This window comes from Sphingomonas sp. 1F27F7B, from assembly GCF_005503355.1.
Classification (GTDB): domain Bacteria; phylum Pseudomonadota; class Alphaproteobacteria; order Sphingomonadales; family Sphingomonadaceae; genus Sphingomonas.
On record NZ_SCMK01000004.1, the window covers coordinates 35,687 to 49,171 of the forward strand.

Below are 13,485 nucleotides of genomic sequence, written 5' to 3' on the forward strand. Positions count from 1 at the left end.
GTTTCCGCAAGTGCAACGATCCCCAGACGGAGCAACGGCACATTTCCCGCACTGCACCGCCCGCAAGCCCCCGGCGGCCAAATGGTGGGGGATCGGGACGAAAGAGCTTGATACCTTATATCATCGCGACTACCGCGACGCAGCAAGTTCCATGGTTCGGGGAAAATTCGTCGATGTTGCGTTCGCTCCTGCTCGGCTCCGCCGCTCTGCTCGCCCTGCCGGCCCATGCCCAGACCGATATGGACGGCACGACCGCCGCGGCGCCGGCAAGCGATTCCGGCAGCCCGGCGACGGCGCCGCAGGACCATGACCAGCCGGGCGCCCAGATCGTCGTCACCGGCACCCGGGCCCGCAACACCGCCGACGTGCTGGGCGGCACCGCCGTCCTCGCCAAGGAAGAGCTCACGCGCGACCTGCGCCCGACGATCGGCGAAACGCTGGCGCAGCAGCCGGGCGTTTCGGCCTCGTCGTTCGGCCCCAACGCCTCGCGCCCGGTGCTGCGCGGCTTCATCGGCGCGCGCGCACCCCTGCTTACCGACGGCATCGGCAGCATCGACGTGTCGAACACCTCGGCCGATCACGCACCGATCATCAACCCGCTCACCGCCGACCGTATCGAAGTGCTGCGCGGGCCGACCGCGCTGATCTTCGGCCCCTCGGCGATCGGCGGCGTGGTCAATGTCATCGACAGCCGCATCCCGCGCCGCATGCCCCAGGAGGCGATCCATTTCGACGGCATTGCCAGCTATGGCAGCGCTGCCAATGAACGCTCGGCCTCGGGCGCGGCGGATGTGCCGGTGGCGAGCAAGATCGTGCTCCATGCGGACGGCAGCTTCTCGCAGACCGGCGACCAGCGCACCGGCGGCTATGTCCTGTCGCCGGCGCTCCGCGCCCAGGCGGCGGCGAGCGCCGATTCCGAGATCCGGGACCTGGCCGACCTCAAGGGCAAGGTGCCCAACACCGCCGCCAAGACCTGGGACGTGGCCGGCGGCGCCGCGATCATCGACGGCAACAACAATCTCGGCTTCTCGGTCAGCCATTTCGACACCTTCTACGGTGTGCCGGTGCGCTATTCGCTCGATCCCTCGGTCGAGGCCGAGCAGGTGCGCCTGCACGCGCAGCAGACCCGTGTCGACATCCGCGGCGAAGTCGATACCGGCGGCGGCATCTTCCGCCAGATCCGCACCCGCCTGGCCGCGGCCGACTACAAGCATTCGGAGATCGCGGAAGACGGCACCATCGGCACCACTTTCTACAATCAGGGTTATGAAGGCCGGCTCGAGCTGGTCCAGGCCGCGCGCGGCGGCTGGGAAGGCATGGTCGGCGGCCAGTTCAGCCTGCGCGACATGCACGTCGTGGGCGACGAGAAGTTCCTGCCCAAGAATTCGGCGCAGCAATTCGGCCTGTTCACGCTCCAGTCGTTCGACCTCGGGCCGTTCAAGGCCGAAGCGGCGGCGCGCTTCGAGCATAATATCGTCGATGCCCAGGCCGATGCCGATATCGGCAACCCCGCCTATAACCGCACCTTCAACAGCTTCTCCGCCTCGCTCGGCGCAAGCTATGCTGTGGCCGAGGGCATGCGCTTCGGCGTCAACGTCTCGCGCGCCGAACGCGCACCGACTCCGGAGGAGCTGTTCGCCAACGGCCCGCACGCCGGGACGCAGGCGTTCGAGATCGGCAACCCGAATTTCGGCACCGAGAAGAGCTGGGGCGTCGAGGCGACGTTCAAGGGCTCGGGCGACGGCTTCGCCTTCTCGACCGCGGCCTATTACAACTGGTTCACCGGCTATATCTACGACACGCCGACCGGCGCCACTCGGGACGACCTGCCGGTGTTCCAGTACAACCAGGCGAATGCCCGCTATTACGGCTTCGAAGCCGAAGGCTCGTTCCGCATCGCGCGCGTGAAGGATTTCTCGATCAACGCCACCGCGCTGGCCGATTACGTCCATGCCGAGATCGTCGGCACCGGCCCGGCGCCGCGCATCCCGCCGCTGCGCGTCAATGGCGGGCTCGAGGCGAGCTCGGACCGCTTCTCCATCCGCGGCGAGGTCGAGCATGTCTTCAAGCAGGACCGCATCTCCGCCTTCGAGACCCCGACCGACGGCTTCACCTTCGTCAACGCCTCGATCTCGTGGAAGCCCTGGGGCGCCGCGTCGAACACCAGCCTGATGCTCTCGGCGAACAACATCTTCGACGTCGAGGCCCGCCGGGCCGCGAGCGTGCTCAAGGATTATGCGCCGCTGCCCGGCCGCGACATCCGCGTGACTGCGCGCATCCAGATCTGACGGCGGCGGATCCTCCCCCCTCCCTCTGGGGGAAAGGATTGGCTATGGCGGACCGGATGCATCCCGCTCCCGAAGCCACGCCCGCCTCGCGCCGCCTGCCCTGGCCGATCCTGATCGGCGCCGGCTTCGCATTGTTCCTGCTCGCGCTGATCTGGTTCGGGCACGAGCTGGTCGAGGGCGACGGCGCGGCGATGGACCGGGCGATCATGCTGGCGATGCGGAGCGGCGGCCATCCGATCGGCCCCGCCTGGCTCCCCTCGGCGGTGCGCGACGTGACCGCGCTGGGCAGCACCACGGTGCTGAGCTTCCTGGTGATGGTCAGCGCGGTCTTCCTCTGGCTCGCCGGGCGGCTGCGCACCGCGCTCCTCCTCGTCGGCGCCACTGCGCTCGGCTCGCTCACCGTGGAGACGATCAAGGCACTGGTCAGCCGTTCGCGGCCCGACCTGGTCGGGCGGCTGATGGAGGAGACCTCCAAGAGCTTCCCCAGCGGCCATGCCGCGCTGAGCGCGATCGTCTACCTCACGCTCGCCACCCTGCTCTTCCCGGTGCTGCCCGGTCGCCGCATCCGCGCCTTCGTGGTGATCGTCGCGCTGATCCTCACCGTCTCGGTGGGCGTGAGCCGGGTCTATCTCGGCGTGCACTGGCCGAGCGACGTCGCCGCCGGCTGGGCGTTCGGCGGCGCCTGGGCGATGCTGTGGTGGCGGATCGAGCTGATGCTGCTGGGCGGCCGTGCTCAGCCCTGACGCTCGGCCAGCCTGCGTTCCCAGGCGAGCGCGTCCTTGACGATTCCCTCCAGGTCGTCGTGCTTCGGCCGCCAGGGCAGCGCCGCCAGGATCGCACCATTGTCCGCGACCAGCGCGTCGGGATCCCCCGCGCGGCGCCCCTCCAGCCTGCGCTCGATCGTCAGATTGGTCACCCGGTCGACCGCGTCGAGCACCTGGAGCACCGAGAAGCCGCGGCCATAGCCGGCGTTCAGCGTATGGCTCTCACCCGGCCGGGCGATGAGCAGGTCGAGCGCGTCGACATGCGCGGCGGCAAGGTCGCTGACATGGATATAGTCGCGCACGCCGGTGCCGTCGGGCGTGTCGAAATCGGTGCCGAACACCGAGACATGGCCGCGCTTGCCCGTGGCGGCCTCGACCGCGACCTTGATCAGGTGCGTCGCCCCCGCCGTAGACTGGCCGCTGCGGCCCCGCGGATCGGCGCCCGCGACGTTGAAATAGCGCAATGCCGCATAGTTGATCGGATGCGCCGCGGCGACATCCTTCAGCATGATCTCGGTCATCAGCTTGGACATGCCATAGGGGTTGATCGGCTGCTTGGGGCTGTCTTCGCGCACCGGCACCTGCTCGGGAATGCCATAGGTCGCGGCAGTGGACGAGAAGATGAAATGCTTCACGCCCTCGGCCACCGCGCTCTCGATCAGCGCGCGGCTGGCCGCGGTGTTGTTGCGATAATATTTGAGCGGGTCGGTCACGCTCTCCGGCACCACCACCGAGCCGGCGAAATGCATGATCGCGATCACGCCATGCGCGCGGATCGCGGCGCGGACAGCCTTGTCGTCCTCGATGCTCGCCACCACCAGCGTCGCGCGCGGATCCACGGCCCAGTCAAAGCCGGTGACGAGATTGTCGACCACCACGACCCGCCAGCCCGCATCGAGCAGCGCCAGCACCGCATGGCTGCCGATATAGCCTGCCCCGCCCGTAACCAGCACCGTGCCTTCGCGCATGTCCAACTCCGCATTGCTCTTGGCGCGCTCAATCCTATCTTTGCGCCGATAGCAAGGAGTTCGCGATGACCATCGAGACCGCAACATTGGCCGGGGGCTGTTTCTGGTGCACCGAAGCCGTGTTCAACGACGTGATCGGCGTGCAGTCGGTCGAGAGCGGCTATATCGGAGGGACCAAGGAAAACCCGACCTACAAGGAAGTCTGCACCGGCACGACCGGCCATGCCGAGGCGATCCGGGTGGGCTTCGATACCGACCAGATCAGCTATGGCGAGATCCTCGACATCTTCCTGGCGACGCACGATCCGACCCAGCTCAACCGCCAGGGCAACGACATCGGCACCCAGTATCGCTCGGCGATCTTCCCGCACTCGGCCGAGCAGGCCGCCGAGGCCGAGGCGGCGATCGAACGCGCCCGCCCCGACTGGCCGCAGCCGATCGTGACGAGCATCGAGACGCTGGGCGACTGGTGGCCGGCCGAGGATTACCATCAGGAATATTGGCAAGGCGACGGCCAGCGCAATCCCTATTGCCTGGCCGTGATCCCGCCCAAGCTGCGCAAGCTCCGCAAGAGCTTCGCCGCGCGGAGCCGGGAAGGCGCGACGGCCTGACGCCGCGCCCCCCTTCGCTTCATTCCGCGGGCAGCGCTTCGCCTTCGATCGGCGGGCGCTTGCCTGCATCGGCACCCAGCGCCTTGTAGACGAAGCCGCCGATCAGGCCGCCGGCGATCGGCGCGATCCAGAACCAGACGAGCTGCTGGAGCGCGATGCCGCCTTCGAGCAGCGCCGGTCCGGTCGAGCGCGCCGGATTGACCGAGGTGTTGGTGACCGGGATCGAGATCAGGTGGATCAGCGTGAGCGCCAGCCCGATCGCGATCGGCGCGAAGCCGGCGGGCGCGCGGCTGTCGGTCGATCCCATGATCACCATCAGGAACATGAAGGTGAGCACCACTTCGATCACCATGCCGGCCTGGAACGAGAAATGGCCGGGCGAATGCTCGCCGAAACCGTTCGAGGCGAGGCCGCCGGCATAGCCCGGCGCGCCGCTGGCGACATACCAGAGCAGGCCCGCCGCGATCACCGCGCCGATCACTTGCGCGATCACGTAGAGCGGGATGTCCCTGGCCGGGAAGCGACCGCCGGCCCACAGGCCGAAGGTTACCGCCGGATTGAGGTGGCAGCCCGAGATATGGCCGATCGAATAGGCCATGGTAAGCACGGTGAGGCCGAAGGCGAGGCTGACGCCCGCCAGCCCGATGCCGACATCGGGGAACGCAGCGGCGAGCACGGCACTGCCGCATCCGCCGAAAACGAGCCAGAACGTGCCGATCAGTTCGGCCAGCCCGCGTTGCACATTGCTCATGATCTTGCCCTCCTGCTGTATGCGGTCTCTCTCCCAAACCCCCAGACCTGCACGGATTTGTAAATCTTCGGCGCCCGGAATGCAAAGCGTGGCGGATCGCGGTTGCGGCGCGGCGCCGGCTGTGGTGAGGAAGCGGCGATGACGCTCCCCGATCGCAGCTTCGCCGCCTTCCTGTTCGACATGGACGGCACGCTCGTGAACAGCATGGCCGTGGTCGATCGCGTGTGGCGCGCCTGGGCGGCACGGCACGGCATCGCGGCGGATCCGCTGATGGCGGCGCTGCACGGTGTCCGCGCGATCGAGACGATCCGCCGCTTCGCGCCGGCCGGAGTCGATGCCGAGGCGGAGACCGAAGCGCTCACCCGCGCCGAGATCGACGATGTCGACGGCCTGGCCGAGATCGGCGGCGCGGCGGCATTCCTCGCGCGGCTGCCCGCGGATCGCTGGGCGCTGGTCACTTCGGCGCCGCGCGCATTGGCGCTGCGCCGGCTGGAGGCGGCGGGGGTGGCGCTACCCGGCGTGGTCATCACCGCCGAGGACGTGGCGCACGGCAAGCCCGCGCCCGACTGCTTCCTCGCCGCGGCCGAGCGGCTCGGAGTCGCCATCGGCGATTGCCTGGTGTGGGAGGACAGCCCGGCGGGCCTAGCCGCCGCCGACGCGGCGGGCGCCGCGGCGATCGTGATCACCGAGACGCATCACCGCGCGCTCGACACGTCGCATCCGATGCGCGCCGACTACCGGGGCCTCGACGTGGAGACCGACGCGCAGGGCTGGCTGCGGCTGGTCGCCCGCTAGGACGGCGGATGCGGGCCGGCTTGTCCGTGCAGCTCCGTCACACACGCCACCGGCAATCGCACGGTGAAGGTAGACGGCCCCCTGCCCTGGGCTTTCCAAACTTCCAGGCCGCGCGCCGAGGCCGAATCAGCCCGACACGGCCTCTAATGCGCGGCGCGGCGCAGGCGGTCGTTGATCGCCACGCCGATGCCGGTCTCGGGGATCGGCGCGACGGCGATGGCGGGCGCCGCGCTGACGTCGGCGCGGTGAAGCGCGTCGAACAGGTTCGCCGCCGCTTCGGCAAGGTCGCCGCCGGCGGAGAGAGTCTCCGCGCCCGGCACCGGGCCGAAGCCGATCAGATATTCGCCGTCCCGGGCCTCGGTCGCGTGCAGCCGCACCGGCTTGGCGGGCGCATAATGGCTGTCGAGCTGGCCCGGCGCGGTGATCCTGCCTTCCGGCGCAGCGATCGCGAGCCCGAGATCCTCGGCGCCGAGCGGGCCGGGACGCAGGATCCGCGCACCGCTCACGATGGTCGATTCCACCCCCGCCGGGGTGGCGCCGTCGTCGATCACCAGCGGGATCCGCCCTGCCAGGCTTCTGGCGACATGCGCCGCGCGAGTCGGGCTGATCGCGCCGCTGGCATTGGCGGAGGGCGCCGCCAGCGGCTTGCCGCTCGCCGCCAGCAAGGCCTGCATCGCCCGGTGGCGCGGCACCCGGATCGCAATCGTGTCGAGTCCGGCGGTGACCAGCGAGGCGATGCCGGCATCCGGGCGCAGCGGCAGCACGAGCGTGAGCGGCCCCGGCCAGAACCGCGTCGCCAGATCGCGTGCGCGCGCGTCGAACACCGCGATCCGCTCGGCCGCGGCGAGGTCGGGCACATGGACGATCAGCGGATTGAAGCTCGGCCGCCCCTTGGCCGCATAGATCCCCGCTACCGCGCGCGAATCGGTGGCGTCGGCGGCAAGGCCATAGACGGTCTCGGTGGGCACGGCGACGCATGCGCCGGTGCGAATCAGCGCGGCGGCCTCGGCGATCGCGGCCGTGCCGTAGGGTAAGATGCGCGGAATTGTCGGGTTCACCTCCGGCGAGCTATAGCGGCGGCAAGCAGACCACAAGAGAGAGGCCCTCGGAAGATCATGAGTTTTACCGCCGCCACCGCCGATCAGCGCTTCGTGCTCGAAACCATCGTCCGCCTGGGCGAGATCAGCGAGGAGGCGGCGGAAATGGCCGACGCAGTGCTGGAAGGCGCGGGCGCGTTCGCAGCGGGCGAATGGGCGCCGCTGGAACGGCTGGGCGATACCGATGGGCCGAAATGGACGCCGGACGGCGTGAAGATGCCCGCCGGGTTCGCAGCGGCCTACCAGGCCTATGTCGAGGGCGGCTGGGGCACGATCGGCTCGCCGGTGGAGCATGGCGGCCAGGGGCTGCCGGTGAGCCTGTCGATCGCAGTGCTGGAGACGCTGGGTACGGCGAACATGGGCTTCGCGCTGGCGCCGATCCTCACCGTCGGCGCAGTGGAGGCGCTGGTGCACCACGGCACGCCCGAGCAGCAGGCGGCCTATCTGCCGCATCTTTCGACCGGCGCCTGGACCGGTACGATGAACCTGACCGAGCCGCAGGCAGGCAGCGACGTCGGCGCGCTCAAGACCCGTGCCGCGCCCGCCGGCGAGGGCAAGTGGAAGATCAAGGGCACCAAGATCTTCATCTCGTTCGGCGACCACGACATGGCGGAGAACATCGTCCACCTCGTCCTTGCAAGGACGCCGGGCGCGCCGGCGGGAACCAAGGGGATCTCGCTGTTCCTCGTGCCGAAATACCGGTTGAACGAAGACGGCACGCCGGGCGAATTCAACGACGTGCGCACCGTCTCGATCGAGCACAAGATGGGGCTGCATGCCTCGCCCACCTGCGTGCTGAGCTTCGGCGACCAAGACGATTGCATCGGCGAGCTGGTCGGGCCGGAGCTGGGCGGCATCCGGGCGATGTTCACGATGATGAACAATGCCCGCCTCAATGTCGGGCTGCAGGGCGTGCAGGTGGCGGAGCGCGCGACGCAGCGCGCCGTCGCCTATGCCCGGGAGCGCGTCCAGGGCTATCGCGACGGCGCGCAGGTCGCGATCGTCGAGCATCCGGACGTGCGCCGCATGCTGCTCAGGATGAAGGCGCAGACCCAGGCGGCGCGCGCCCTGGTCTATCTCGCGTTCGGCCAGCTCGACCGGGCCCGGGCCGGCGACGCGGCCGCGAATGCGCGGCTGGAGCTGCTCACCCCGCTCGCCAAGGCGCATGGCACCGATCTTGGCAACGAAGTCGCCAGCCTGGGCGTCCAGGTCCATGGCGGCATGGGCTATATCGAGGAGACGGGCGCCGCCCAGCATTTCCGCGATGCCCGGATCACCCCGATCTACGAAGGCACCAACGGCATCCAGGCGGCGGACCTTGTCGGGCGCAAGCTGTCGATGGACAATGGCGGCACGCTGCTGGGGCTCATCGCCGAGATGCGCGGCGATGCCGAGGATACCGGGCTCGTCAACCTGATCGACGCCTGCGAGGAAGTCGCGCGCAACCTGCTCGCCAGCGATATGGATGACCGGCTGGCGGCGAGCTATCCGTTCCTGACGATGCTCTCCACCGCCGTCTGCGGCTGGCTGATGGAAGCCGGCGGCCGCGCCGCCGCCCGGAGCGAAGGCGATCCGGCGTTCCTCAGGATGAAGCGAGCCGCCGCGGACTTCTATGTCCGACAGATCGTGCCCGAGGCGATGGGGCAAAAGGCCGCTGCGATGGCGAAGGCGGAAATGCTCTACGCGGTCGATGCCGCAGGCTTCGCCGCGTAGAGCTTCCCCCTTTAGAGAGGGAAGGCATAGCCGAAGCCGGCGGACAACTCGCCGGCTATTGGCGCCGAATTGGCTGGATTTACAGCGAGATCCCGAACCAGCGCACCAATGCCGCCTCGCCGCCGCGCGTGATCTCCAGCGCGCGGCTGCCCTGGCGGGGGCGCAGCCAGGCCTGGGCGACGAAATGCCGGTAGAGCGCCGTGGCGGGCGCGCCGGCAAGGTGCGGGCGGCGCTCGCTCCAGTCGAGGCAGGCGCGACAGGGCGCGTCGAGCGCCTCCGTGGCGACGCCGATCTCGGTGAGCAGCGCCACGCCCGCGCGGGTGAGCGCGGCACCGTCATGCGCCAGCACGAGCTGGCCACGTTCGGCCATGCGCCCGGCAATCGCCACGGCAAGCTCGCCGGCGAGATGGTCATAGCAGGTGCGCGCGCGGCGCAGCCCCGCGTCGCGCGGGCCGGTGATCGGGAGCGGGCGGCGCGACAGCTCCTCGGCCACGCCCATTACGCCCTCGACCATCCGCGCAACCGCGGGCGAGGCGAGGCGGAAATAGCGATGGCGGCCCTGCGCGGTGGGTTCGAGCAGCCCTGCCTCGGCGAGCCTGGCGAGATGGCCGCTCGCAGTCTGCGGCGTCACGCCGGCGAAGCGCGCCAGTTCGCCGGCGGTAAGCGCGCGCCCGTCCATCAGCGCGAACAGCATGTTGGCGCGCGCCGGATCACCCATCAGGGCGGCGGTTTCGGCAAAGGCGGAAATGCGCTGCATCCGCGCATCATGCCCGCTGCGCGGGGGCGATGCTACGGCGCCGGCCGAAGCATCGCGCGGCACCGCGGTGGCAGAGGCATCGTCATGGAGGAAATCCCATGCTGACCTGCTTCATTCGCTACGAGATCGAGCCCTTCGGGATGGAGGCATTCGCCGAATATGCCCGGAACTGGGGCCAGGCGATCCCGCGCTGCGGCGCCGACCTGATCGGCTATTTCGGCCCGGCCGAAGGCTCCGCGACCACCGCCTATGGCATCTACGACATCGAATCGCTGGCTGCCTACGAAGCCTATCGGGGTCGGCTGCGCGACGATCCGGCCGGCCGCGCCAACTATGATTTCGCCGCCCGCGAAAGGTTCATCCGGCGCGAGGATCGGATATTCCTCCGCCGGCTGTCCGCGCCGCACGCGCCGCTGGTGCGGCCATGATCGCGGTGCTGTTCGAGGCGTGGCCGAACCAGGCCGGGCACGACCGCTATCTCGACATCGCCGCTGCGCTCCGTCCGGAGCTGGACGCGATCGACGGCTTCCTGGGCATCGAGCGCTTCGAGAGTCTGTCCGAGCCGGGCAAGCTGCTGTCGCTCTCCTGGTGGCGCGACGAGGCCGCGATCGCCGCCTGGCGCGGCTTCGGCCCGCATCGGATGGCGCAAGCGGAAGGGCGCATGGCGATCTTCCGCGACTATCGGATCAGAGTCGCCGCCGTGATGCGCGACTATGGGAAGAACGACCGGGCGCAGGCATCGGATGGAAGCTAGCGCCATTCTGCCGTGCGAGACGCCTTGCAACGCAGGATGCGCCTGCCTGACTCGCGCGGTCGGGCTGGTCGCCCGGACGCTCCTTGACGCCATAGGAAAGATAGGATCACGCTTGCGCAAGGAAGTTGCGAGATGCCGCGCGTTCCCGCAAAGCGTCCCAAATCTGACGCCGCGATACCTGCTGCCGGCTCGAACTTTCACTAGGTCTTAGACTCATGAACGATCACTGTCGGCACGAGGGTTGAACGGCAGACATTGGGTGGAAAGCTGCCGTCGGCATTGCGGGTCGTCGCATCGTCACATCGGGGTGGCACTCGCTGATGTCGGATCGCCCGTTGTCTCCCAGCGGATGCCCTCTGCTCCCGTTGCGCGAAGCCAGTCATCTACAAGCCATGCGAGCCCTTGAAGTGCGATGCCGGACCGCAAATGAACAACGAACCTTCCAGCACCGTCATCGATGAGGTGCACGCGATGGAATTGGTTCTGAATCCACGACACCCAAACAGTTCGCCGACCAAGCAGCGGGGGCAGCACTTTCTTGCCACTTGCTCGAAGGTAGGTGCGGAGGTCGTTGGCAATCTGTGACGCGGAGGTTGGAGGGTTGATGCCCACAGGCATGCTGAAGATCACGCGATCTCGAAGAGCGGGCGGTGAGTCTGGCGTATGCGGATAGTCAGCCTGATCGGTCATGCCCGCTCGCGCCAGTCTGTCGAGCAGCGCTGCTTCATGACCACGATATCGGATACAGTCGACCTCGCTCGACCACATTGCCCGTATGGTTCTGTCGACTTCGTCTTGCGAGCTGGGCTGCCGCTTGACGAAGCAGTAATCCTCACCAGTCTGGAACACCTCGGGCGCGATACCCTCGGGCACGCCGCACAAGAGGCAACAGTCCGGTTCAACATAGAAATCGCCTTCGTCGGAGATGGCGGCATACGCAGGTGGCGGCAACGTTTTCATGCGTTTACGATAATCGGCCTTGCTTAGTGAGGCTACCGTATCGCGGCTTCTGGGCTGCGCCCGGAATCTCAGCTATTGGGGCGTAGGCTGCCTGGCCGTTCCGGGACTGGTCATTGCCCGGCCAAGCGGCCGGGATTGGGTGGAAAGCTGCCGTTCCGGTCACATTACTGGGGGCAGCGAGTACCGTCGTGGCTGTAAGCACAGACATAACTTTCCACGACACGTGCCTTGCCATCTCGCAGGTTGGCAGCCGATCCGGAAGATACGGCTGCTTTCGCGGCTTCGATCGCAAGATCATCGCAGTTTCTGGCAAACTGTTGGGCCTCAGCGAAAGTGGGTTGCTTGCCCAGCTTTACTGCTTGGTCGCGCATGCAGTGGCGGAACGCCACCTCAGGATGTTCTGACGCACGCTGACAACTAGCGAGAAAGCATGTTGCAAGCGTGACGTTAATGACAATCTGCCGGCGCATCGATTAATGATACGATCAACTCGCACGTCCGCAACTGGGACGGAAGCCGCCAGGCCGCTTTATGAGTCTACGGCCTAATTTTCGCGAGTCGCCCGGCGTCACGCTGTCGGAGACGAACCGAGCCCAATTGCCCCGGCCACATGCCCGGAAGCAATCCGATCCCGGATATCGTACATTCTAGTTGTAGCGGTCTAGTTGTAGCGGTTGCCGCCGGGTTCGGCCCGAAAGCCGTTGTCGCCGCGCGCGCAACGCTCGTCCTCGGGATGCTTCTTGCAGAGCTTGCGCAGTTCCTTGCCCTCGCGCGCTTCCTGCTCGCGCATCTTGCGGCCATAGTTGCGATCGGCCTCGTCCTGGCTCGTCGTCGACCAGTCGACCACCTTCGCCCCCGCCTTCACCGGCATGGTAGCGACATCGACCACGGTCTTGGCGATGCAGCCGCCGGTCAGCAATGGCAGCGCGGCACAGATCGGAACCAGAAACTTGCGCATGAAAACCCTCATCCCCCCTAGTGCGCGCGCGGCCCCGCCGCCATATCCCGCGCATCGACGCCGATATGGGGGAAATCGGTGAAGAAACCGTCCACGCCGAGCCCGATGAAATACAGGATTTCATCCTTCAATCGACCATGGTCGACCGGATTTGCGCCAGAGCGGTAGTCCGGCAGGAGGAAGAAGTTCTCCGCCCGGAACGTCCAGGGATGAAGCTTGAGCCCCACGGCATGCGCATCGGCGACCAGCGTGGTCGCCGGGCCGGAAGCCGGCTGGATCATCGTCAGTTCGGGCCCGATGCCATAGGCATAGGCGGCCACCGCCTTCAGCCCTTCGGACGTGGCCATCGCCTTGTAGCTGGGCTGCGCGCCGTCCGCCGGGCCGCCGTTCACCGCCATCAGCTGGATCAGCCGCACCTTGGTCATCGTCTTCAGCTTCTTGAGATTGTCCACCTCGAACGACTGGATGAACACCGGCGCATCGGCGCGGTCCCAGCCGGCCGCCTTGAGCTTGTCGACCAGCCGTTGCTCGAGCGGCAGGCCGATCGAGGCGAAATAGGTCGGATGCTTGGTCTCGGGATAGATGCCGATCGTCCGCCCCGTCTCCCGCGAGCCCTTCTTGGCGAGCGCGATCACTTCGTCGAGCGTCGGAATCTCGGCCTGGCCGTCATATTTGGTGTTGCCCGGGCGGATCTTGGGCAGCCGCTCCTTGGCGCGCAGCGTCTTCAGCTCGGCGAGCGTGAAATCCTCGGTGAACCAGCCGGTGAGTTTCTCGCCGTCGATCGTCTTGGTCGTCTTGCGCGCCGCGAACTCGGGATGATCCGCCACATCGGTGGTATCGGCGATGTTGTTCTCGTGCCGGGCGACGAGCACGCCGTCCTTGGTCGGCACCAGATCGGGCTCGATGAAATCGGCGCCCTGCTCGATCGCGCGCCGATACGAAAGCAGCGTGTGCTCGGGGCGCTCGCCCGAAGCGCCGCGATGCGCGATGACGATGACCTTGTCGGCTTTCCCATGCATGGCATGATCCTGCCCCAACGCGACGCCCGGCACCATCGTCATCAGCGTCA

General features: G+C 67.7%; 14 protein-coding genes. 7 read left to right on the forward strand and 7 right to left on the reverse strand.

The window, feature by feature from the left end; translation table 11 throughout:
• The first annotated feature begins 173 nt into the window (after positions 1-173).
• Together FFS08_RS04795 and FFS08_RS04800 are read left to right on the forward strand one after the other, a co-directional pair.
• On the forward strand, positions 174-2,288 hold the full coding sequence (locus FFS08_RS04795; RefSeq protein WP_137862721.1) for a TonB-dependent receptor: 2,115 nt from the start codon (positions 174-176) through the stop codon (positions 2,286-2,288).
• A gap of 44 nt (positions 2,289-2,332) precedes the next feature.
• On the forward strand, positions 2,333-3,031 hold the full coding sequence (locus tag FFS08_RS04800) for a phosphatase PAP2 family protein (protein ID WP_137862720.1): 699 nt from the start codon (positions 2,333-2,335) through the stop codon (positions 3,029-3,031).
• Here the strand turns inward: FFS08_RS04800 and galE are convergent.
• Positions 3,022-4,020 (reverse strand): UDP-glucose 4-epimerase GalE, encoded by a 999-nt coding sequence (gene galE / locus FFS08_RS04805; RefSeq protein ID WP_137862718.1) that lies wholly within the window; start codon positions 4,018-4,020, stop codon positions 3,022-3,024. The two genes, FFS08_RS04800 and galE, sit on opposite strands and share 10 nt — an antisense overlap.
• A gap of 65 nt (positions 4,021-4,085) precedes the next feature.
• Here galE and msrA point away from each other — a divergent pair, with 65 nt between their 5' ends.
• The gene (gene msrA / locus FFS08_RS04810; protein WP_137862716.1) at positions 4,086-4,631 is read left to right on the forward strand and encodes a peptide-methionine (S)-S-oxide reductase MsrA; all 546 of its coding nucleotides are present in this window, start codon (positions 4,086-4,088) and stop codon (positions 4,629-4,631) included.
• Positions 4,632-4,650: 19 nt separating this feature from the next.
• On the opposite strand, the gene aqpZ is transcribed toward msrA, so the two are convergent.
• Entirely contained in the window at positions 4,651-5,382 is a 732-nt protein-coding gene (gene aqpZ, locus FFS08_RS04815; RefSeq protein WP_137862714.1) for an aquaporin Z, read from the reverse strand.
• 138 nt (positions 5,383-5,520) lie between these two features.
• On the opposite strand from aqpZ, the gene FFS08_RS04820 reads away from it, so the two are divergent.
• The gene (locus FFS08_RS04820) at positions 5,521-6,177 is read left to right on the forward strand and encodes an HAD-IA family hydrolase (protein ID WP_137862712.1); all 657 of its coding nucleotides are present in this window, start codon (positions 5,521-5,523) and stop codon (positions 6,175-6,177) included.
• Between the two features lie 143 nt (positions 6,178-6,320).
• Here the strand turns inward: FFS08_RS04820 and FFS08_RS04825 are convergent, their stop codons facing one another.
• Positions 6,321-7,235, reverse strand: coding sequence for an L-threonylcarbamoyladenylate synthase (locus FFS08_RS04825; protein WP_137862710.1), 915 nt, complete (start codon positions 7,233-7,235; stop codon positions 6,321-6,323).
• A gap of 57 nt (positions 7,236-7,292) precedes the next feature.
• Here FFS08_RS04825 and FFS08_RS04830 point away from each other — a divergent pair, with 57 nt between their 5' ends.
• On the forward strand, positions 7,293-8,987 hold the full coding sequence (locus FFS08_RS04830) for an acyl-CoA dehydrogenase family protein (protein WP_137862708.1): 1,695 nt from the start codon (positions 7,293-7,295) through the stop codon (positions 8,985-8,987).
• A 79-nt stretch (positions 8,988-9,066) separates the two neighbouring features.
• Here FFS08_RS04830 and FFS08_RS04835 read toward each other — a convergent pair whose 3' ends face one another.
• Entirely contained in the window at positions 9,067-9,744 is a 678-nt protein-coding gene (locus FFS08_RS04835; protein WP_137862707.1) for an ArsR/SmtB family transcription factor, read from the reverse strand.
• A gap of 98 nt (positions 9,745-9,842) precedes the next feature.
• Between FFS08_RS04835 and FFS08_RS04840 the strand changes: the two genes are divergently transcribed.
• Together FFS08_RS04840 and FFS08_RS04845 are read left to right on the forward strand one after the other, a co-directional pair.
• Positions 9,843-10,172, forward strand: a complete 330-nt coding sequence (locus FFS08_RS04840; protein WP_137862705.1) for an NIPSNAP family protein — start codon at positions 9,843-9,845, stop codon at positions 10,170-10,172.
• Positions 10,169-10,498 carry an antibiotic biosynthesis monooxygenase family protein gene (locus tag FFS08_RS04845; protein ID WP_137862703.1) on the forward strand — a complete coding sequence of 110 codons (330 nt, stop codon included), beginning with the start codon at positions 10,169-10,171 and terminating at the stop codon, positions 10,496-10,498. The genes FFS08_RS04840 and FFS08_RS04845 overlap by 4 nt, the downstream gene beginning before the upstream one ends.
• 297 nt (positions 10,499-10,795) lie before the next feature.
• Here FFS08_RS04845 and FFS08_RS04850 read toward each other — a convergent pair whose 3' ends face one another.
• The 3 genes from FFS08_RS04850 to FFS08_RS04860 all read right to left on the reverse strand — a co-directional run bounded on the left by FFS08_RS04850 (position 10,796) and on the right by FFS08_RS04860 (position 13,471).
• Positions 10,796-11,458: a ferredoxin gene (locus tag FFS08_RS04850; protein WP_137862701.1), complete on the reverse strand. Its 663-nt coding sequence runs from the start codon at positions 11,456-11,458 to the stop codon at positions 10,796-10,798.
• Between the two features lie 661 nt (positions 11,459-12,119).
• On the reverse strand, positions 12,120-12,416 hold the full coding sequence (locus FFS08_RS04855; RefSeq protein ID WP_137862699.1) for a hypothetical protein: 297 nt from the start codon (positions 12,414-12,416) through the stop codon (positions 12,120-12,122).
• A gap of 17 nt (positions 12,417-12,433) precedes the next feature.
• Entirely contained in the window at positions 12,434-13,471 is a 1,038-nt protein-coding gene (locus FFS08_RS04860; protein WP_502702011.1) for a glycerophosphodiester phosphodiesterase, read from the reverse strand.
• Positions 13,472-13,485 lie beyond the last annotated feature (14 nt).

Bases quoted from the DNA above. Each gene is read 5' to 3' on its own strand.
- FFS08_RS04795 (WP_137862721.1), top strand. From the start codon at position 174: ATGTTGCGTTCGCTCCTGCTCGGCTCCGCCGCTCTGCTCGCCCTGCCG.
- FFS08_RS04800 (WP_137862720.1), top strand. From the start codon at position 2,333: ATGGCGGACCGGATGCATCCCGCTCCCGAAGCCACGCCCGCCTCGCGC.
- galE (WP_137862718.1), bottom strand. From the start codon at position 4,020: ATGCGCGAAGGCACGGTGCTGGTTACGGGCGGGGCAGGCTATATCGGC.
- msrA (WP_137862716.1), top strand. From the start codon at position 4,086: ATGACCATCGAGACCGCAACATTGGCCGGGGGCTGTTTCTGGTGCACC.
- aqpZ (WP_137862714.1), bottom strand. From the start codon at position 5,382: ATGAGCAATGTGCAACGCGGGCTGGCCGAACTGATCGGCACGTTCTGG.
- FFS08_RS04820 (WP_137862712.1), top strand. From the start codon at position 5,521: ATGACGCTCCCCGATCGCAGCTTCGCCGCCTTCCTGTTCGACATGGAC.
- FFS08_RS04830 (WP_137862708.1), top strand. From the start codon at position 7,293: ATGAGTTTTACCGCCGCCACCGCCGATCAGCGCTTCGTGCTCGAAACC.
- FFS08_RS04835 (WP_137862707.1), bottom strand. From the start codon at position 9,744: ATGCAGCGCATTTCCGCCTTTGCCGAAACCGCCGCCCTGATGGGTGAT.
- FFS08_RS04840 (WP_137862705.1), top strand. From the start codon at position 9,843: ATGCTGACCTGCTTCATTCGCTACGAGATCGAGCCCTTCGGGATGGAG.
- FFS08_RS04845 (WP_137862703.1), top strand. From the start codon at position 10,169: ATGATCGCGGTGCTGTTCGAGGCGTGGCCGAACCAGGCCGGGCACGAC.
- FFS08_RS04850 (WP_137862701.1), bottom strand. From the start codon at position 11,458: ATGAAAACGTTGCCGCCACCTGCGTATGCCGCCATCTCCGACGAAGGC.
- FFS08_RS04855 (WP_137862699.1), bottom strand. From the start codon at position 12,416: ATGCGCAAGTTTCTGGTTCCGATCTGTGCCGCGCTGCCATTGCTGACC.
- FFS08_RS04860 (WP_502702011.1), bottom strand. From the start codon at position 13,471: ATGGTGCCGGGCGTCGCGTTGGGGCAGGATCATGCCATGCATGGGAAA.